19 protein-coding genes are annotated in these 17879 nt (G+C 67.1%); 9 read left to right on the plus strand and 10 right to left on the minus strand.

The window, feature by feature from the left end; translation table 11 throughout:
- Positions 1-53: 53 nt before the first annotated feature.
- Genes AC5RWA_RS00645 through AC5RWA_RS00655 form a run of 3 tightly spaced genes read right to left on the minus strand, consistent with a single transcriptional unit; the run spans position 54 to position 3158 of the window.
- Positions 54-1637, minus strand: coding sequence for a carbohydrate-binding domain-containing protein (locus AC5RWA_RS00645; protein WP_494056152.1), 1584 nt, complete (start codon positions 1635-1637; stop codon positions 54-56).
- A gap of 55 nt (positions 1638-1692) precedes the next feature.
- Complete coding sequence (locus tag AC5RWA_RS00650) at positions 1693-2478, minus strand: polyphosphate polymerase domain-containing protein (RefSeq protein ID WP_275727861.1); 786 nt, start codon at positions 2476-2478, stop codon at positions 1693-1695.
- Positions 2475-3158 (minus strand): DUF4956 domain-containing protein, encoded by a 684-nt coding sequence (locus AC5RWA_RS00655; protein ID WP_275727859.1) that lies wholly within the window; start codon positions 3156-3158, stop codon positions 2475-2477. Before AC5RWA_RS00655 ends, AC5RWA_RS00650 begins: the two co-directional genes overlap by 4 nt.
- 147 nt (positions 3159-3305) lie before the next feature.
- Between AC5RWA_RS00655 and AC5RWA_RS00660 the strand changes: the two genes are divergently transcribed.
- Complete coding sequence (locus tag AC5RWA_RS00660; RefSeq protein WP_275727867.1) at positions 3306-4058, plus strand: lytic transglycosylase domain-containing protein; 753 nt, start codon at positions 3306-3308, stop codon at positions 4056-4058.
- A gap of 128 nt (positions 4059-4186) precedes the next feature.
- Here AC5RWA_RS00660 and AC5RWA_RS00665 read toward each other — a convergent pair whose 3' ends face one another.
- Both AC5RWA_RS00665 and AC5RWA_RS00670 read right to left on the minus strand, forming a co-directional pair.
- Positions 4187-4594, minus strand: coding sequence for a response regulator transcription factor (locus AC5RWA_RS00665; RefSeq protein WP_494056153.1), 408 nt, complete (start codon positions 4592-4594; stop codon positions 4187-4189).
- A gap of 92 nt (positions 4595-4686) precedes the next feature.
- The gene (locus AC5RWA_RS00670) at positions 4687-5430 is read right to left on the minus strand and encodes a GAF and ANTAR domain-containing protein (protein WP_079598838.1); all 744 of its coding nucleotides are present in this window, start codon (positions 5428-5430) and stop codon (positions 4687-4689) included.
- Positions 5431-5721: 291 nt separating this feature from the next.
- Between AC5RWA_RS00670 and AC5RWA_RS00675 the strand changes: the two genes are divergently transcribed.
- The 3 genes from AC5RWA_RS00675 (at position 5722) to AC5RWA_RS00685 (ending at position 9189) form a co-directional block, all read left to right on the plus strand.
- Positions 5722-6312 (plus strand): adenylate kinase, encoded by a 591-nt coding sequence (locus AC5RWA_RS00675; protein ID WP_494056154.1) that lies wholly within the window; start codon positions 5722-5724, stop codon positions 6310-6312.
- 33 nt (positions 6313-6345) lie between these two features.
- Positions 6346-7194 carry an NAD-dependent epimerase/dehydratase family protein gene (locus tag AC5RWA_RS00680; protein ID WP_115523901.1) on the plus strand — a complete coding sequence of 283 codons (849 nt, stop codon included), beginning with the start codon at positions 6346-6348 and terminating at the stop codon, positions 7192-7194.
- Between the two features lie 159 nt (positions 7195-7353).
- A complete protein-coding gene (locus AC5RWA_RS00685; RefSeq protein ID WP_115523902.1) occupies positions 7354-9189 on the plus strand; it encodes a S8 family serine peptidase in 1836 nt (611 codons plus the stop codon).
- Here the strand turns inward: AC5RWA_RS00685 and AC5RWA_RS00690 are convergent.
- Positions 9186-10298, minus strand: coding sequence for a DNA alkylation repair protein (locus AC5RWA_RS00690; RefSeq protein WP_494056155.1), 1113 nt, complete (start codon positions 10296-10298; stop codon positions 9186-9188). The two genes, AC5RWA_RS00685 and AC5RWA_RS00690, sit on opposite strands and share 4 nt — an antisense overlap.
- A gap of 72 nt (positions 10299-10370) precedes the next feature.
- On the opposite strand from AC5RWA_RS00690, the gene AC5RWA_RS00695 reads away from it, so the two are divergent.
- Positions 10371-11192 (plus strand): phosphatase PAP2 family protein, encoded by an 822-nt coding sequence (locus AC5RWA_RS00695; protein WP_494056156.1) that lies wholly within the window; start codon positions 10371-10373, stop codon positions 11190-11192.
- A gap of 17 nt (positions 11193-11209) precedes the next feature.
- Here AC5RWA_RS00695 and AC5RWA_RS00700 read toward each other — a convergent pair whose 3' ends face one another.
- The gene (locus AC5RWA_RS00700; RefSeq protein ID WP_494056157.1) at positions 11210-11530 is read right to left on the minus strand and encodes a MerR family transcriptional regulator; all 321 of its coding nucleotides are present in this window, start codon (positions 11528-11530) and stop codon (positions 11210-11212) included.
- A gap of 140 nt (positions 11531-11670) precedes the next feature.
- Here AC5RWA_RS00700 and AC5RWA_RS00705 point away from each other — a divergent pair, with 140 nt between their 5' ends.
- The 3 genes from AC5RWA_RS00705 to AC5RWA_RS00715 all read left to right on the plus strand — a co-directional run bounded on the left by AC5RWA_RS00705 (position 11671) and on the right by AC5RWA_RS00715 (position 12927).
- Entirely contained in the window at positions 11671-12096 is a 426-nt protein-coding gene (locus AC5RWA_RS00705) for an Hsp20/alpha crystallin family protein (RefSeq protein WP_079598877.1), read from the plus strand.
- A gap of 81 nt (positions 12097-12177) precedes the next feature.
- Complete coding sequence (locus AC5RWA_RS00710) at positions 12178-12501, plus strand: J domain-containing protein (RefSeq protein WP_115523965.1); 324 nt, start codon at positions 12178-12180, stop codon at positions 12499-12501.
- Positions 12502-12549: 48 nt separating this feature from the next.
- A complete protein-coding gene (locus tag AC5RWA_RS00715; protein WP_494056158.1) occupies positions 12550-12927 on the plus strand; it encodes a hypothetical protein in 378 nt (125 codons plus the stop codon).
- Positions 12928-12929: 2 nt separating this feature from the next.
- On the opposite strand, the gene AC5RWA_RS00720 is transcribed toward AC5RWA_RS00715, so the two are convergent.
- Complete coding sequence (locus tag AC5RWA_RS00720) at positions 12930-14306, minus strand: AAA family ATPase (protein ID WP_494056159.1); 1377 nt, start codon at positions 14304-14306, stop codon at positions 12930-12932.
- A gap of 91 nt (positions 14307-14397) precedes the next feature.
- On the opposite strand from AC5RWA_RS00720, the gene AC5RWA_RS00725 reads away from it, so the two are divergent.
- Positions 14398-15945, plus strand: coding sequence for a glycoside hydrolase family 1 protein (locus tag AC5RWA_RS00725; RefSeq protein ID WP_494056160.1), 1548 nt, complete (start codon positions 14398-14400; stop codon positions 15943-15945).
- Positions 15946-15951: 6 nt separating this feature from the next.
- Here the strand turns inward: AC5RWA_RS00725 and AC5RWA_RS00730 are convergent, their stop codons facing one another.
- Together AC5RWA_RS00730 and AC5RWA_RS00735 are read right to left on the minus strand one after the other, a co-directional pair.
- Positions 15952-17058 carry an App1 family protein phosphatidate phosphatase gene (locus tag AC5RWA_RS00730; RefSeq protein WP_494056161.1) on the minus strand — a complete coding sequence of 369 codons (1107 nt, stop codon included), beginning with the start codon at positions 17056-17058 and terminating at the stop codon, positions 15952-15954.
- A 67-nt stretch (positions 17059-17125) separates the two neighbouring features.
- Positions 17126-17857 (minus strand): DUF72 domain-containing protein, encoded by a 732-nt coding sequence (locus tag AC5RWA_RS00735; protein ID WP_275728260.1) that lies wholly within the window; start codon positions 17855-17857, stop codon positions 17126-17128.
- Between the last annotated feature and the right edge of the window lie 22 nt (positions 17858-17879).

Raw genomic sequence — 17879 nt, forward strand, 5'->3', positions numbered from 1 at the left:
GCGAAATACGACGGCGACGGCGGCTTTCCGCCGCCGTCGCCGGACGCGCTTTCCTACCAGCGGGGGCCGCCGCCACCGCCGCCGGGGCCCTGCTCGGCGGTGTACTCGCCGGCGGTGACGGTGCCCTGTTCGGTGGCACCGTCCAGCGAGCCTTCGCCGATGCCTGCGCTCACGGTTGCGGTGCCGCCGGTGTAGACCGTGTACTCCTCACCCTGGGTGATGGCTGCGGAGGAGAAGACCAGGGACGCGGTTGCCTTGGTGGTAACGAAGGCCGCCGCCACGGTACCGGCGGAGTCGGCAACCTGGATCACTGTTCCCGCCGGAACCGTCGAGCCCAGCGTCGCCTGGACGCCCGACTGGGTTGAGGACTCACCCGGAGTAACCACCATGCCGGCGCTTCCGGCGGCGGCAAGGGTTCCGCCGGTCACTGCCAGTTCGCCGTTGACGTCCAGGGAGCCGTTGCCGCTGTTGGTGGGGCCGTTGACCACAACGGTGCCGCCGGAGATATTCGCGTTGCCGTTGGAGTCGAGGCCATCGCCCTGCGAGTTGATGGTCAACAGGCCGCCGCTGACGTCCACGGTGTAGTCACCGACCGCCATGCTGCCGCCGCCCATTCCTCCGCCGCCGGACGTGGAAGTGGCCGACCCGCCCGAGGCGTTCAGGCCGTCGTCGTTGGCCGTGACGGTGGCTGTGCCGCCCTGCATCACGATGTGCTGGGCTTCCAGGCCTTCCTCCGATTCCTCCACGGTGGTGCTGCCGGCGGCGATGGTGAGGGTGTTGTAGGCCTTGATGCCGTCGTCCCCGGAGGCCACGTTGAGGGTTCCGCCGTTGATCAGCACCCAGCCGCGGCCCTCGTCCTCCTCGTTGTCGGATTTGAAGCCGTCGCCCGCGGCGCTGACCTGGTAGGCGCCGTCCAGCAGCACCGCGTAGTCCTTGCCCACGATGCCGTCGTCCGCCGCGTCCACGGTGACGGTGCCGGCGGCCAGGACCAGGCCGTCCTTGGCGGAGATGCCGTCGTTGTAGTTGCCGTCCACGGTCAGGGCGCCGGTGCCGGCGATGGTCAGGTCCGCCATGGAGTAGAGGGCGGCGTTGGGGGCCTCCGTTCCCTGGTCCGCGTAGGTGGCGGCATCACTGAGGGAGCTGGTGGTTCTGTCCGCCAGGTAGACGATGGCTTCATTGGCGCTCTGCACCACAAACGGTGAACCGGTGGAGCTGGTGATGCCGGCGCCGTCCAGGATGATGCGCACTACATCCTCCTCGCCGGCGGCCACCACCACCTGCCCGTCGGACAGGGAGCCGCTGAGCCGGTAGGTCCCGGCGGCGCTGATGGTGACGGTGTCGCTGTCGACCGTTACGGCGTCGGATGAACCCGAGGTAACGGAGCTGGCGCCGTCCGCCAAGGCCACGGCTACTTCGGAGGCCGCATCCCACGTGAGGTCATCGGCGTCGTAGTGGGTATCGGCGGCGAGGGTGTCCAGGGAGACGGCCTGCGCCGTGCCGGAGGTCGCGGTGGACGATGTGCCGCTGCCGCTGATGGCGGAGACGCCGGTGGCGGTGGTGCCCGCCACGGAGCAGCCGGCCAGGGCAATAGTGGCGGCCAGGGCGGCAACGTAGAGGTGGGTACGGAGACTTTTCATGGTGTGTTCCTTCGGGAAGTTGGAGGGGGGGCTCGAGCCGGATGGGGAGCTGGAGCTAGGCCGCAGGCCGCAGTGCCAGGCTGCGGCGAAGCGTCCGGTTCCAGCGGTTGGCGGGGAGGTCGGGACGGAGGGCTGCCATGCCTGTGGCGAACTTGGAAATCCGGGAAGGCCGGACGCCATGTGCCCAGAGGTGGCGGTCCAGGGGGCCGGCGGTGGAGCCGGACTTGGTTTCCAGGATGACGGCGTCGGCCAGCACCCAGGACCCGTGCGACGGGCGCTGCCAGGTCACGTCGGTGTCGATGGTGGCGCGGCTGCCGGACTCTGGCAGGTAGAGGGTGGTGCGGTGGTACCGCGTTTCCAGCACGGGCTCCAACGTGCCCGCGGGTACCGAGCCCACGGCGGCAGTAAGCGTTTCGCGGATGTAGTCGAGGCCTTCCGCGGTGAGCCGGGCGCGGTCTTCAAGGTGGTAGGGAATGCGTTCCTTGACGGTTGCTTCACGGGCGCCCTCGGTCTTGACCTCCAGGAAGCTCACCGCGCTGTCCACGTAGGTCCGGGTGCGGATCTTGTAGCGGCGGCGCCGACCATGGGCTGCAAGCAGGTAGCTGTCCAGGGTGGCGGTGTCGAAGTAGACGGAGTCGTAGGCGAAGCTGCGGGCGCCATCCATCTCCAGTACCCGCATGCCCCTGCTGAACGAGCCCAGCAGCTGGCGGGCAAGCCCGGTGGGAACCACGTACTTCCGGTCCACCCGGGTCTGTAGCGCGGCCTCGGCGTTGAGCTCTTCGAGCCCTACCGGTGGCAGGAGGTGCAGGTTCCCGACGGCGGCTGCTGCCGCGGCGCTCACGCCGCACCTGCCTGGGCGTGGGCGGGGGAGTGTGCCGGGGCGGCGGGGGCTGCGGCGTGGGCAGGCCGGGAGGCAGGAGCCGCGGGCGCCGCCGTCGTGATTGCCGAAACGGTGACCGGCGCGGCGGGGAAGGCCTCAGGGGAGTAGGCGTACCGCACGTCCACGATGGTTTTGTCGTTGACCAGGTCCAGTTCCGAGATGGTGGCTGAGTGGACCTTGCCGTGCAGCACTTCCTCGAGCCGGGCGTAGAGCTCGCCGTCTTCGGCAATGGCCCGGTCCAGGACCACCGTCTGGTGGCGGTGGGCGGGCAGGACGCGGGGGTGGTCTCCCACGAACATCACCAGCAGGATCAGGGCCATCAGTGATCCGGTCAGCCACAGGGGCTCGATGCCCAGCCCGGCGATCAGGCCGAGCGCCAGGGCCGAGAAGTAGTAAGCCACCTCGTGCTGGGCCAGTTCGGTGGACCGGAGCCGGATGATGGACAGGACGCCGAAGAGGCCAAGCCCCAGGCCCAGGCCGGCCGCCGAGCCGGACAAAGCGGTGGCGACGGCCAGGACTCCCACGTTCATGCCCAGGTAGGAGACCACAAGGTCTCGCCGGCGATGACGGCGCAGGTACAGGGCGAAGGTGAGGATGCTGATGGCCGCGAGGTCCGCGACGATGAAAATAAGTGAGTTCATGGGATTCTCCGGGGTGTTTTCGGTGGGCTGGTCTTTACTTTCCGGGCCCAAGCTGTGCGGGTGCTGTGACGGAGCCCAGCCGCGAATATGAGTGTTTGGCGGGTTTCGATCGATAGGATCAAACGCGTGACTGTCTCCCGTGACGCCGTGCTGCGCCTGAGGCGTCTCCTGGTCTTCACCGTGTTTGCGATCTGCGTCATCACGCCGCTGTCGTTCTGGGCACTGCAGCAGTCCGGCGCGGACGCCCGCGTGGCTCTTGATCCGCCGCCGCGGTCGGAGGCGAAACTTGAAATGCTGTCCGCCGGCATCACGCCGGCCGTGAACATCACCCGGAACGCGGACGCGGAGTGGGTCGCTGAGGCTGCCGCGCAGACCGGCATTCCCGCGCGGGCGCTCCGGGCCTACGTGGCTGCGGCCGGCGCGGCCAACCAGGCCTCCCCGGGCTGCGGCATCGGCTGGAATACGGTGGCGGCCGTCGGGTTCGTCGAATCCCGCCACGGAGCTTATGGCGGTGGAAGCCTGGACTCCGCAGGACAGGCCAGCGGACCCATTGTTGGCCCAAGCCTGGACGGAAACGGGTTCGCCGCCATCGCTGATACGGATGCCGGAGCCTTGGACGGCGACGCACGCTGGGACCGTGCCGTGGGGCCCATGCAGTTCATTCCCTCCACATGGGAGCTTGCGGGGCAGGACGGAAACGGTGACGGGACAGCGGATCCCTTCAACATCGACGACGCTGCGCTCAGTGCAGCCGGCTACCTGTGCGGCCACGGCCGTGACCTCACCACCGCGAACGGATGGACCGGGGCCATCTACTCCTACAACCAGTCGGATACCTACCTGGTCCAGGTCCGTGACCAGGCCACCGCCTACGCCGAGGCGACGGCCGGCATCGGATAGAACCGCGGCGCTACCCGCCGCGTCATCGCGCAGCCCCTACAGCGACGGGTCCCGCGCGGCGGACGCGGCCGGGCTTACGCTGTGTTTTCTGCTGCTGAGGAGTCATGCCTCATTTCTAGGCAGCGAAGTTAGCAGAGAGATTTGCCGGATATGTGAGGGGCCTGTGAAACGGGTGCGGGGCATAACTGCAGCGCGAGCTCCCGGAGCTCCTTCGGGCGAAAGGGCTTGGTGAGGTAGGCGGCGGCCCCTGAGGCCATGCCGGCCAGCACGTCGTCCTCCTCCGACCTCGCCGTGAGGAAGAGCTGGGGAGCCTTGCTCAGCGCGCGGATGGCGCGCGCCACCACATGCCCGTCCATGTCCGGCAGGCCAAGGTCCAGGGTGACGAGTGCGATGGCAGGGTCGGCCGCCGCGGCGATTCCCTCGGCACCGGTGGAAACAGCCCTCACCTCAAAACCGGCGCGCTGCAGGACCACGCTGATCAGTCCACGGATATCGTTGTCGTCTTCCACCACGAGGCAGACGCGTTTGGTTTCCATCAAAGCCCCCCCGGCAGAAAGTTGGCCCCAGTCTATCGCCCGCAGGCTTGTTCGCGCGTGCACCGCTAACAACTGCGCAGCTGAGGGACCGGCTAGCCGTCGTAGTGGGTGCGGGCCGGGCCCTGGCCCAAGGCGTTCACCACGGCGGCAGCCACATCATGCAGCTTTGAATTGCGGGTGCTGGACGCGGTCTTCAGGATCTCGAAGGCGTCATGCTGGCTGCACCGGTTCTGCGCCATGATGATGCCCACTGCCATGTCGATGACGGTCCGCGATTCGAGGGTGGCACGCAGGTTGGCCGCCGTCTCGCTGTAGTGGGCAAAGCGCACCGCCAGCCGCAGGGCGAGGGACGTCTGGCTGACGTAATCCTCGGCGAACTCGAGGTCGCGGGCTTCGAAGCGCTGGGGGCGGCGCGAGTACAGGACCAGGGCAGCCTTGGTTTCGCCTTCGAGCTCGAACGGCAGTGCCAGGACGGATCGGACACCCTGGGCGAAGGCGGCGGAGGAGTATTCGGGCCAGCGGCCGTCGTCTTGCACGTCGGGAACGTTTACGGTCTTCTGCGACGTGTAGGCCGTCATGCTGGGTGTTTCGCTGAATTCGTTCTCGAGCTGGCCGATTGCTTTGGCTTCCGGACTGCTGCTGGCCACAGTGGCAGCCTTCCGCTTCCGGAGCAGGGTGATGGCGCACAGGATCTCGTCTCCGGGCTCGGAGAGGTTGCGCGCCGACACCTGTGCCAGTTCGTTAAGGAAGTCCTCAACGTCAGAGCTGTTGAGGACCAGTTCATTCAGGTGTTCGGCTATGGATGTATCGGATTTTGCTGTTGACTCGCTGGCCACGGGTTTTGGTGCCATTCGTTCAGGTCAAAACGAGCCGGCAACACCCAACCGTCCCACCCGAGAGGCGGGGAGCCGGTGAAGGTCGCTGGATCGACGAACTTTCCAACGGCCTGCTGCTAAACCGATACCCAGAAGTATATACATCCCCGGGCGCGGAAAAGAGTCATATATGGCTTCCCGGCGGGCGGGCCGCTGGCGCCGGCCGGGGCTAACCGGCAGAATGAAGCAGGCGCCGGGCTGCCGGCGGCGGACCCGGAAACCAGCGGCTGTTGCGCCGCGGAGGACAGGAACATGACCAGACTGCTCATTATCGGTCCGCCCGGCTCGGGCAAGGGGACGCAGGCCGAGCACCTTGCCCGGCACTTCGGCGTGCCGGCCGTTTCCACCGGCGACATCTTCCGGAGCAACGTCAGCCAGCAGACAGAACTGGGCAGCCAGGCCGCGGAGTACCTCGACGGCGGCGACTTCGTCCCGGACCACCTCACCAATGCCCTGGTGAAGGACCGGCTCCTGGACAGTGACGTCCAGTCGGGTTTCCTGCTGGACGGCTACCCCCGTACCGCGCCCCAGGTGATGGAACTGGACAACATGCTCGCCTCCCAGGGAGTCGCCCTGGACGCCGTCATTGAACTGCGTGCCCCCGACGCCGAACTGGAGCGGCGGATGCGCCAGCGGGCGGAGGAACAGGGACGGTCGGATGACACGGTGGACGTGTTCCGGCGCCGGCTTGACCTCTACCACCGCGAAACCCATGAAGTTGTCTCGGTCTATGCCGGCCGGGGGATCCTCGTCTCCGTGAACGGCAGCGGCGATCCGGGCGAGATCACGGCATTGGCGATCGCCGCCGTCGAAAAGTTCCTGGCCACCCGTACCGGAGCCTGAGCCGGTGCGCCCCTCCAACAGAAGGACCTCCTGATGAGAATTGCCGTCACCGGCGGAAGTGGAAAACTGGGCCGGCACGTTGTCCGGCGTCTTATCGACGACGGCCACGAGGTCCTCAACCTGGACCGGGAAGGCACCCGGAGCCCGGGACTCCTGGTGGTGGACCTGCGCAATTACGGCCAGGTGCTCGATGCCCTGCTGGGCGTGGATGACAGGCACAGCGGTTTCGACGCCGTGGTGCACCTGGGTGCCATCCCGGCGCCCGGCATCCTTCCGGACGCCGCGACGTTCGAGAACAACATGCTGTCCACCTACAACGTCTTCCAGGCTGCCCGCCGGGCAGGCATCAAGAAGGTGGTGTACGCCTCCAGCGAGACGGTGCTGGGACTGCCGTTCGACGTCGACCCGCCCTACATCCCCGTGGACGAGGAATACCCTGCCCGGCCGGAAAGCACTTACTCCCTGGTCAAGCACCTGGAGGAGCAGATGGCAGCGGAACTCACACGCTGGGACCTGGAACTAAGCATTGTCGGCCTGCGGTTCTCGAACGTCATGGACGTGGAGGACTACACCAGGTTCCCGTCCTTCGATGCTGACCCGAGTCTTCGGAAATGGAACCTGTGGGGCTACATCGACGGCAGGGACGGCGCCCAGGCAGTGGTGCGGGCTTTGGAGAACGGCAGGCCGGGCTTTGAAGCCTTCATCATTGCCAATGCGGACACTGTGATGAGCCGGTCGAGCGCAAGCCTCGCGGCCGAGGTGTTTCCCGAGGTGAAGGTCACCCGGGAACTGGGCGAGCACGAGACCATGCTCTCCATCGACAAGGCCCGGCGCCTGCTGGGCTTCGAGCCGGAACACAGCTGGCGGAACCACCGGGAATAGTCCCGGCCGCAGGAATCCCCAAGGCTTCCCACAGGATCCTGCAAGGACCCGCCGGCGGCGCATCCCGGGCTCCTATCCTGTTGGTAGAGCGGTGGATTTCCCCGCCCCCCGCAGCTCCAACGCCACACCAAGGACCCCAAAATTCGCACTTCATCCTTTGTGCTGCCCGCCGCCGCAGCGCTGGCCTCCGCCGTAGCCCTTTCCGTTTCCGCCGTGCCTGCCGCTGCCGCGCCAAAAGCCGATGCCGGAGCAACCGGCCGCTACATCGTGCAGTACGCCGCCAATGCCGATGTGGATGCTGAGGCTGCCCACCTGCGCGGGCAGGGCCTCGCCGTCGGCCGTACGTTCAAACACGCGCTGCGCGGCGCCGTGGTCACCGCCAATCCTGCCCAGGCAGAGGCTCTTGCCCGCTCCGGCCGTGTGCTGTCAGTGGAAGCGGACGCCCCCGTCAGCATTTCCGCAACGCAGCAGCCCGCGCCCTGGGGCCTGGACCGGGTGGACCAGCGGCCCCTGCCGCTCTCCGGCTCCTACTCCTGGACAGCGGCCGGGGCCGGAGTGACGGCCTACGTCGTGGACACCGGAGTCCTCGCATCGCACGCCGATTTCGGCGGCAGGGTGACGGCCGGCTGGACCGCCGTGGCCGATGGCAGGGGCTCCGGCGACTGCAACGGCCACGGCACCCACGTTGCCGGGACGGTGGCGGGTGCCACCTACGGGGTAGCCAAGGCAGCCACCGTGGTCCCGGTCCGGGTCCTCGACTGCAACGGCTCCGGCTACAACTCCGATGTGGTGGCAGGACTTGACTGGGTTGCCGCCAACCACCCCGCCGGCGTGCCGGCCGTGGCCAACCTCAGCCTGGGCGGCGGCGCGAGCACCGCGGTGGACGCAGCCATCCAGGCAGTGATGAACGACGGCGTCACGGCAGTGGTTGCCGCCGGCAACTCCGCGGTGGATGCCTGCGGCGGTTCCCCCGCCCGGGTTACCGGCGCTGTCACCGTCGCCGCCAGCGACTCCGCCGACCGCCAGGCCTCCTTCTCCAACTTCGGCACGTGCGTGGACCTCTACGCCCCGGGCGTAGCCATCACCTCCGCGCTCCACACCACCTCCACCGCAACGGCCTCCATGTCCGGGACCTCGATGGCCGCGCCCCACGCAGCCGGGGCCGCCGCCGTGCTGCTGTCGCAGAATCCGGCCCTCACGCCAGCCCAGGTTGCGGGAACCCTGGTGTCCGGTGCAACGTCCGGGGCCGTCACCGGCGCCACCGGCGGAACGCCCAACCGGCTGCTCTACGCCGGCGCCGTGAATGCTGCTCCCGCGCCTGCCCCTGCTCCCGCGCCGACCCCCGCTCCCGCGCCTGCCCCCACCGTCAGTGCCGTGAGTCCCGGGGCCAATGCCACGTCCGTGCCGTCCGGCGCCAACGTGACCGCCACCTTCAGCGAGGCAGTACAAGGACTGACGTCAGGAACGTTCGTGCTCAAGAACGCTGCCGGCACCACCGTCCCCGCCAGCGTCACCTACAACGCCACCACCCGGACGGCCACCCTGGACCCCTCCGCCAACCTGGCCGCGGATGCAACCTATACCGCAACGTTGGTGGGCGGAAGCTCGGCCATCCGCGGCACTACGGGAACCCCGCTGGCCTCGGTCAGCTGGACCTTCCTGACGGGCCCGGCCCCGGTGGTCACCGGCACCACCCCCGGCAGCAACGCGCTGCTGGTGCGCCGCGGCAACAACATCAGCGTGACCTTCAACGAGGCAGTCCAGGGCGTCAACGGCACCACGTTCACCGTGAGGAACGCAGCCACCGGCGCGGTGGTGCCGGCCGCCGTCTTCCGGAACGGCACCACGAACCAGTGGATCCTCGACCCGCAGCAGTCACTGGCCGCCAAGACCAAATACACCGTGACGGTGACAGGCGGCGGAACAGCCGTCCGCGACCTTGCGGGGAACCAGCTGGCCACCCGTACCTGGCAGTTCACCACCGGCTCGTTCTAGCCCGCCTCCAGCCGGAACTCCGTGCGGCCGTGCAGGGCACCGTTGACCTGCAGTTCCAAAGCATGCAGGCCGGGATGATGCACCCGGGTGGTCATCTGCCGGAACGCGTGGCGCTTGGAGAGGCTCCTGCTCTCGCCCGGCGCCAGAGTCAGGGTTGAGATTTTGAAGACCTTGGCGGACTGGGTGCCGTTGGCCTTTTGGTAGTGGACAACATAGTCAAGCGCAAGCCGCACATCCCGGGCACCGGTATTGGAGATTTCGAAGGCGAACGTCAGTTCCCCGGGAATCGTGAGGACGTCCCTGTCCAGGCGCGGTCCGGTAACCATCACGGACGCCGGCGTAAAGCCCAGCACCCCCAGGGCACCGGCATGCCCCTTCTTCACGAGCGTGCGGAGCCCGTGCCGGACCACCCACCCGGTGTTGTTGTCTGCTGCCCCGAGCCATTTCCGGGCGGTTGCGACCACCAGGTCCGGGGCGTGCCGGGCAACATCGTTGAGGTGGTTGGCCACCGAACGCCGAACGTACTCGGAGGGGTCGCGGTAGAGCGCATCGAGGATGGGGACGGTGGCCTCTGGCCGCTGGACGAGGGCAGGCACACGCACCGCCCACGGCAGGTATGGCCGGGTGCCCTCGCTGGCCAGGCGCCGGACATGCTCATCCGGATGGGACGTCCAGTCCAGTACCGCTGCCAGAGCCCGGTCCGGATCCCGGGCGATCAGCCGGCGGATGGCAAACTCGCCGGTGAGCCGGGGCGTCAGCTCGGTCAGCAGCGCGAGGGCATCGTCAAAGTCCTGCCTGGAACCGGACTCGAGGCACAGGGTGGCAGCTGCCTCGGAAACCGGCCACAGGGTCCAGCCGGTGAACTCCGGAACTGGCAGGGCCGCGCGGAAGCTGGCCGCCGCCGTCGGATACCCACGTCCGGGGCTGTTTCTGATGTCATCCACCAGGGCACCGGCAACAAGATCAGTACGGGCGCGAAGGTTGAGATCGCCCAGCAGCGAAGCGGCAGCGGCGGTGCGTTCCCATGTCACGTCGGGCGCAACCGCCGTGAGGATGCCGGCCAGCGTCTTCACCGCCTGCGCATCGATGAGTTCATTCATCACGCCCATGGAGTCAGGCTACCGCCCGCGCAGGCGCCAACCGGGATAATCTTCACCCTAAGCAAACTTCACGGCGCAGGGATGGTCACAGTGGGACAGCAGGAATCGTCGGGCTCTGGAAGAGCTTCCGGGACAACCGCCAAAAAGAACGGCCGGTGGCGCGCTTTCCACGACAAGTTCGTGGTGGAGGAGCGCTACCTGGAGCCGGGGGACCGGCGCGCGCTCTACCGTGCTTCGGTCATCCTGGTGGCTGCGGGCGTGGCGCTCTTTATCGCCACCCTCATCAGCGTGGTGCAGGCCGATGGGCTGTCCGCGGCCGATGGGCCTGTCCGTGACTGGCTCCTGGGCCTGCGGTCCGACACCATCACGGCGATCATGATCTTCCTTGCCGTGGTGTTTGGCCCCATTGCCCTGCCCATCATTGTGCTGGTGGTCATCCTGGTCTGGGGATTCGCCGCCAAGCACGCCTGGCGGCCCATCCTGCTGGCGTCGGCGATGCTCACCGGTGTCATCATTTCGCAGATCATCCTCCAGATTGTCCGGCGGTCACGCCCGCCGGTGGACCAGATGCTCTTCGGGATCGACCACACTTTCTCGTTCCCCTCCGGGCATGTCCTGGGGGCCTGTGACTTCCTCCTGGTGGGAGCCTTCCTGATCTTCTCGCGGCGCAGGAACCCGCGGGCCGCCGTGCTCGGCTTCGTCGGAGCGGGCGTGGGAATCGTGCTGGCGGCCCTGAGCCGGCTGTACCTGGGCTACCACTGGCTCAGCGACGCCCTCGCTTCGGTCTCGTTGTCCCTGATCATCCTGGGCGTCGTGATCGCCGTGGATACGTGGCGGACCGCCAGGGTGCCGGGGGAGAGGATCACGGGGGAGCTGTCCAAGGCTGACTCGCCGGGGGATTAGGGCCCGGAACGCGTGTATCAGGCGGACGGCCTGGATCTGGCGCGCTTCAGGGCACGGTGCAGCCTCATGTTGGCTGCCTCCAATTCCAGCACCTTGGCAACGCCCGCCAGGTTGAGTCCTTGGTCCAGGAGTTCCCCGATACGCAGCAGCACTGCGACGTCGTCATCGCTGTATTGACGCGTGCCGCCGGCCGTCCGTGACGGTGTTAACAGTCCTTTGCTCTCGTAGAGCCGGATGTTCTGCTGGCCTGTTCCTGCCAGTTTGGCTGCAACGGAGATGGCGTAGAGCGCATGTCCGCTGGCGGGCCGGCCGGCCCGTCCTGCTCCGGGGTCTGCCATAACGTCTCTCCAAAATCGTCGTTGCGCGGTCTTGCCTCAGTTTCCCACGGGTGCTATAAAAAATCTATATCCATCACCATAGATCGGTGGGCGGATATGGTACTGATCCAACATCCTAAAAGCTGAAGGAGTGGGACATGATGTTGATGCGCACGGACCCGTTCCGTGAGCTGGACCGGCTCACGCAGCAGGTTTTTGGCACTGCCGCCCGGCCGGCCGCCATGCCGATGGACGCCTGGCAGGAAGACGGCGAGTTCGTAGTGGCCTTTGACCTTCCGGGCGTCAAGACCGACTCGCTGGATCTGAATGTCGAACGTAACGTCCTCACCGTACGGGCGGAACGCTCCGACCCCACGCAGCCCAATGTTGAGCTGGTGGCTGCCGAGCGTCCCCGCGGTGTTTTCAGCCGGCAACTGATCCTGGGCGACACCCTGGACACGGACAACATCAAAGCAAGCTACGACCATGGCGTCCTGACCCTGCGGATTCCCGTGGCCGAACGCGCCAAGCCGCGCAAGATCGAGATCGAGACGCAGCAGGCCCAGAGGCAGCAGATCGGAACGTAGCGAGGCGGCATGGTGCGGGCGGTGCCCCGGCACGGCCCGCACCCGGCATTCTTCTGCGCCGGCGGAGTGGAAAGGGCTGAGATGACAGACACCCCTGATTACTACGCAATCCTGCGCGTCCGGGCGGACGCCGGCCAGCAGGAGATATCCCGGGCCTACCGCGCACTGATGCGCAGCCACCACCCGGATGTGGACGGCGGCACGGCACCCGAAGGCGAGCTGCTGCGCATTATGCAGGCGTTCAACATACTGCGGGATCCGGAGCGGCGGGCGGCCTACGACAAGCAGCGGGCGGCGTCGGCGCCGCAGGCGATTCCCGTCCGGAAGGTCCACACCCGCGGCGGGACTTCAGGGCACACCATCAGGATTACCCCCGTGCGCTGGGAAAGCGGGCCCTGGTCCTAGTTTTTTGCGCGGCGTGGCAACAATAACCGCGAGGAGGCGGAGAACTGCATGAGCGACTGGCGACGCTACGATTCACACCTGATTCCGGCATTCCACGAACGCTTTGAGGAGCGGTGGGGCACCGGAACCGCACCATTCCTTGACCCGGAAGCGCATGAGGAGCCGCTGCCGCGTGCCCAGTGGATCAACCCGGCCACCGGTGCCGCCCTGGCCGTGGTGCCGGTATGGACAACCGAGGATAAGCAGCAGCGGTCCTTCGGCGTGTTCTACCTCCCGCCGGCCGGAGACATCTGGGTCCTGCGCCCTGGCTACACCGGCTACCTGGAACCGGCGGACGGCGAAACCGAGCACCTGGCGACCCTCCGCAACGATGCCTTCCGCAAGGCTGTGGCACACGCCAAGGAGTTCCTGTTCGGCTCGCAGTAGCGCTAGCTGCCGCTGCCCAGGAGGCTGCGCGTCAGCGACTCTGCATCCGCCATCAGCTCCTCCACCGCCTTCGCGAGGTGTGCATCGCCAACGGGGCTGTTGGCCAGGGCAGCCGCCACCACGGCCCGCCGGACCAGTTCCCGGGCAAAGGAAGCGGTGGTGCCCGCAGTGCGTTCGGCGGCCGCCTCCAATGCCTCGGAGCTGAACGCCGCCTGGCGGGCGTAAAGCCGGAGAAGCTCAACGCGCTCGTGAAGTGCGGGGAAGGGAATCTCCACCGCCAGGTCCACCCGCCCCGGGCGCTGGGCGAGGGCGCGTTCCAGCAGGTCCGGCCGGTTCGTCGTCAAAACGAAGACGACGTCGGCATCGTTGTCCAGGCCATCCATGGCATCCAGAACCTCGAACAGGAGCGGCTGCGGCCCGTGGCCAAAGCTCCTGTCCTCGGCGATCAGGTCGCAGTCTTCCAGGACCACGATGGAAGGCTGCAGCGCCCTGGCCATCCGCGCCGCCTCGGAAATCCTGGCAAGCGAACCGCCCGAGAGGAGGACCGCCGTCGCGCCCGTACTCTGGCCCAGCAGGTACCGCACCGTGTGCGTCTTTCCAGTGCCCGGCGGGCCGTACAGCAGGACACCGCGCTTCAGGTGCTGCCCGTGGGCCCGCAACGATTCCCGGTGCCTGGCAATGCCCACTGTATGGTCCGCAACCTTCTGCAGAAGCCCTGCCGGCAGAATGACTTCCGTGGCTTCCAGGAGCGGCCGGTGGTGGAAGGTCACGCCGCCGCTGCTGGGACCGAACTCGCCCATCGCCAGCGAGATCACCTGGCCCTTCAGGACGCTTTGGCTGTCCATCCGCCGACGGTATTCGGCAAGGAACGCGGTCCCTGTTTCCGGGACGGCGGCCACAACCTCCAGGGATGCCGTCTGCCGCCCGGAGCGCGGGTCCGCGGCGCGCTGCAGGACCGCTATCCTGCCGCCGCCGAACGTCAAGAGCCGGAGCCCGAAGCCCACCGCCTGGCGCTGCGTGTCCGGACCGACCGCCAGATTGACGTAGTCCGGCTGGGACAACGGAAACTGCGGGAAAAGCTGGGACTGCTGCACCATGTCACTGAGGGAGGCGTGATGGCGCTGGCCGCCGCCGCCAATTCCCACCAGCCTGTTGTCCGGATCAAGGGCCGCGAGCTCTGCCAGGATAATGTCCGCGTCCACGAACCGGTGGAACGGAATCTGCTCCTCCACCATTGCCAGGTCCGCTGCGGCCACTCCCAAGTGCTCCGTGAGCGTGTCGAGCAGCTGTGTTCCGGCCTGTCGCTGATGGCGTCCTTCCTGTGCGAGCTGCACCAAGTCGGCAAAATTGTCGATGAACTTCCCCAGTTTTTCATCCATGCCCAGACCCTGGCAGTGGCGACTCGTCAGCATCCTTACGGTGTGCCATCCTGAGACGTACTTATCCATACGTGAACAAAAGGCCCGCCCCATGCACATCACCGCCAAGGACCTCGCAGCACTGATCCCGCCGGGATTCACGCTTGGAGTTGCCACCGCAGCCTTCCAGATTGAGGGGGCCCTGGATGAGGACGGCCGCGGGCCCGCCGGCTGGGATGTGTTCGCCGCAAAGCCCGGCGCCATCGTGGAGGACCACAGCCCCGTGGTTGCCTGCGACCACTACCACCGCATGCCCCAGGACGTTGCCCTCATGAAGCAGCTGGGCGTTGATTCCTACCGGTTCTCGTTTGCCTGGCCGCGGATCCAGCCAACGGGCAAGGGACCGGCCAACCGGGCAGGCCTGGCCTTCTACGACCGCCTTTTGGACGAGCTGCTGGCCAACGGAATTTCACCGATGGCCACCATCTACCACTGGGACACACCCCTGGCGCTGGATGAGGCGGACGGCTGGATGAACCGGGATACCGCCTACAGGCTGGGGGAGTATGCAGCCATCCTGGCTGAAGCCTTTGGCGACCGCGTGGCCCGCTGGGTCACCATCAACGAACCCGCAACCGTCAGCACCAACGGCTACTCCCTGGGCTTGCACTCACCGGGCAAGGAACTGGTCCTGGGCGCCTTCCCCACGGTCCACCACCAGCTCCTGGGACACGGCCTGGCCGTGCAGGCGCTGCGTGCGGCCGGCGTGCCGGGCGAGATCGGGATGACCAACGTGTACTCGCCCATGGTCCCGAACTCGATCAACCCCCTGGACCGGATCAGCGCCGGCCTCATGGACCTCGCCCAGAACCGGCTCTACGCCGATCCCGTGCTGACCGGCAAATACCCGGACCTGATCCGGGCGGCCAAGTTCTTCAGCTCCTTCGACCACCCGGAGGAGGACATGGCCCTGATCTCCCAGCCGCTGGATTTCTACGGGCTCAACTACTACATGCCCACCAAGGTGGCGGTGGGTCCCGGTGGCGGCGCGGTCCCTGCGAGCATGGCGGAAGCCATGGGCAGCGACCTCAGCGCAGCGGGCAGCGGCGGAACCCCGTTCCATGTGGAGACGTGGCCGGAAGCGGACATCACGTCCTACGGCTGGCCGGTGAAACCCGAGTACATGGCCGTGGCGCTGAAGGAGATGGCGGAGCGGTACCCCAACCTGCCTCCCGTGATCCTCACCGAGGGCGGTGCCAGCTTCGAGGACATCATTGTGCGGGACAAGTCCACCAACACCAGATTCATTCCTGATGAGCGCCGGCTGAAGTACCTTTCGGACCACCTGGAAACGGCGCTCCGGGCAACGGCTCCCGGCGGCGTGGCGGAGTCGGTGGACCTGCGCGGCTACTACGTGTGGTCCCTGCTGGACAACTTCGAGTGGTCCGCAGGCTATAACCAGCCCTTCGGGCTCCTGCACGTGGACTTCGAAACCCTCGAGCGGACACCCAAGGCCTCCTACTTCTGGCTGCAGGAGCTCATCGAGGAACGCGACCTCGCCGCCGCGGCCGGTGCCGCCATCGCCCAGGCGGCAGCCGCGGATGACCTCGCCACGGAAGCGCCCGACGACGGCGTGGCCCCGCTGGGTGCCACCGCGTAGGAAGGCTTAGAGCAGGTCGAGCGTGGCCAGCTGCTTGGCCATGCCGGCGCCGTCCGGGGAGTAGATCCACGGCACCCTGGAAGCAGTGTGGTCCCCGTCCTCGGAATGGCCGCCGGCGAATACCGACTCGCTGACGGACAGCTGGCGGATGGCGATGGCCGCAACCTTGTCCGGGTTTTCTGACGCGAAGCCGGAGTAGATGGCCTCATCATGCTGGCCGTTGTCCCCGATCAGGAGCCACTGCATGTCCGGGAACTCCTTGCTGAGCCGTTCCAGGTTGCGGTGCTTGTGGTCCTGGCCGCTGCGGAACCAGCGGTCCTGGGTCAGGCCCCAGTCCGTCAGCAGCAGCGCCCCGGAAGGGTACATGTTGCGGTTCAGGAACCGGGCCAGGGTGGGAGCCGCATTCCAGGGGCCGGTGGAGAGGTAGATGACCGGAGCGTCGGGGTGCTCGATGGTCAGCCGGTCCAGCAGCACGGCCATCCCGGGGGTGGCCATCCGCGCGCGCTCGCTCAGGACGAACGTGTTCCACAGTGCCAGGAACGGCCGGGGCAATGCAGTCACCATCACGGTGTCATCGATGTCGGACACGATGCCGAATTTCACGTCCGGTGCGATCACCCGGATCCGCGCCTCAACCGGTTCGGTCCCTTCCGCCTTAAGGACGGCCGTGTGCCAGCCCGGCGTGAGCTCGACGTCCACCTCTGTGTCGATCAGGCCGCCGCGGTCCGCCTGGACGTGGGTGACAACATCGCCAATGGTGATTTCGACGTCGGTGAACTGCAGCGGCACACCGGTGAAGGCACGCCAGCCGCGCACGTTCTGGTTGCCGTTCCGGGCTTCGTGTTCGGCTTTGCTGCCGGGCAGCGGCTTCTGGGTCATCAACACGCGGCCCAGCACCCTGACCTGGCTGGTGGATCCGTAGCCCTGGTAGGCGATGGTCTGCGGAACGAACTTCCAGCGCTTGGCCAGTTGGATCCGGACGCTGTTGAAAGTGTCGGAGACCCGGTGCGCGAGCCGGAAGACCTGGTTGCCGGACACTCCGTTCCCGCTGTCCAGGTCCTGCCGGGGAGGGTGCGCTGCGTTGTGGGGCGAATTCTGCGGAGCCTTGTCCATGGGTCCACTCTGCCACAGGGCGGCAGCCGGCGAGGAGACTCCTTGGCGTGGACGGTGCTCTATGACGTTAGCCCTGCCCAAGGATCCCGCGCAGGGTCTGGGCATTGCGCACTGCGTGGCCGCCGCCGTCGTTATTGAAATAGGCGTACACGTCCAGGCCGTCACCCTCCCACCCGCGGATGCGGTCCGCCCACCAGTGCATGTCCGCGTCTGAATAGGAGCCGGCGTAAAGGTGCTGGTGGTCAGGTCCATGCAGCCGGACATACGCGAACGGCGCCGTGGTGCGCAGGATGCAGGGAAGGTTTGCCCCGCTCATGATGCAGTAGGCCGCCTGGTGCCGCTCCAGGAGGGCGAACACCTCCGGGCAGTCCCACGTGGGGTGCCGGAATTCCACAGTCACCCGGATCCAGGAAGGGACTGCCGCCAGGAAGTAGTCCAGCCGGGCGTCGTCGCGCTCCATCTGCGGAGGCAGCTGGACCAGGAGGACGGCCCTCTTGTCGCCGAGTTCATGCCAGCACCGCTCAATGCGCTCCAGCCATACCTCCGGCGAGTACAGCTTCCTGGCATGGGTGAGCCCGCGCGGGGCCTTGACGGACATGGTGAAACCGGCGGGCAGGCGCTGGTTCCAGCCGGCGAAGGTGGTGTCGCGGGGCCAGCGGTAGAAGCTGGCGTTCAGTTCAACGGTGCTGAACCGGGAAACGTAATGCTGCAGGCGGTCCCTGGCAGGCAGCCTGGGCGGGTAGAGGACATTCTCCCAGTGGTCATAGCTCCAGCCTGAGGTGCCGATGTGGACTGCCATTCCTGCAGGCTACATCGGTTTG

The sequence above is a fragment of the Arthrobacter sp. 210 2 genome, from assembly GCF_059093025.1.

Excerpts from the sequence above, each read along its gene's own strand:
- AC5RWA_RS00680 (WP_115523901.1), top strand. The coding sequence starts at position 6,346 with ATGAGAATTGCCGTCACCGGCGGAAGTGGAAAACTGGGCCGGCACGTT.
- AC5RWA_RS00725 (WP_494056160.1), top strand. The coding sequence starts at position 14,398 with ATGCACATCACCGCCAAGGACCTCGCAGCACTGATCCCGCCGGGATTC.
- AC5RWA_RS00655 (WP_275727859.1), bottom strand. The coding sequence starts at position 3,158 with ATGAACTCACTTATTTTCATCGTCGCGGACCTCGCGGCCATCAGCATC.
- AC5RWA_RS00705 (WP_079598877.1), top strand. The coding sequence starts at position 11,671 with ATGTTGATGCGCACGGACCCGTTCCGTGAGCTGGACCGGCTCACGCAG.
- AC5RWA_RS00710 (WP_115523965.1), top strand. The coding sequence starts at position 12,178 with ATGACAGACACCCCTGATTACTACGCAATCCTGCGCGTCCGGGCGGAC.
- AC5RWA_RS00675 (WP_494056154.1), top strand. The coding sequence starts at position 5,722 with ATGACCAGACTGCTCATTATCGGTCCGCCCGGCTCGGGCAAGGGGACG.
- AC5RWA_RS00720 (WP_494056159.1), bottom strand. The coding sequence starts at position 14,306 with ATGGATGAAAAACTGGGGAAGTTCATCGACAATTTTGCCGACTTGGTG.
- AC5RWA_RS00695 (WP_494056156.1), top strand. The coding sequence starts at position 10,371 with ATGGTCACAGTGGGACAGCAGGAATCGTCGGGCTCTGGAAGAGCTTCC.
- AC5RWA_RS00735 (WP_275728260.1), bottom strand. The coding sequence starts at position 17,857 with ATGGCAGTCCACATCGGCACCTCAGGCTGGAGCTATGACCACTGGGAG.
- AC5RWA_RS00730 (WP_494056161.1), bottom strand. The coding sequence starts at position 17,058 with ATGGACAAGGCTCCGCAGAATTCGCCCCACAACGCAGCGCACCCTCCC.
- AC5RWA_RS00715 (WP_494056158.1), top strand. The coding sequence starts at position 12,550 with ATGAGCGACTGGCGACGCTACGATTCACACCTGATTCCGGCATTCCAC.
- AC5RWA_RS00700 (WP_494056157.1), bottom strand. The coding sequence starts at position 11,530 with ATGGCAGACCCCGGAGCAGGACGGGCCGGCCGGCCCGCCAGCGGACAT.
- AC5RWA_RS00690 (WP_494056155.1), bottom strand. The coding sequence starts at position 10,298 with ATGGGCGTGATGAATGAACTCATCGATGCGCAGGCGGTGAAGACGCTG.
- AC5RWA_RS00645 (WP_494056152.1), bottom strand. The coding sequence starts at position 1,637 with ATGAAAAGTCTCCGTACCCACCTCTACGTTGCCGCCCTGGCCGCCACT.
- AC5RWA_RS00665 (WP_494056153.1), bottom strand. The coding sequence starts at position 4,594 with ATGGAAACCAAACGCGTCTGCCTCGTGGTGGAAGACGACAACGATATC.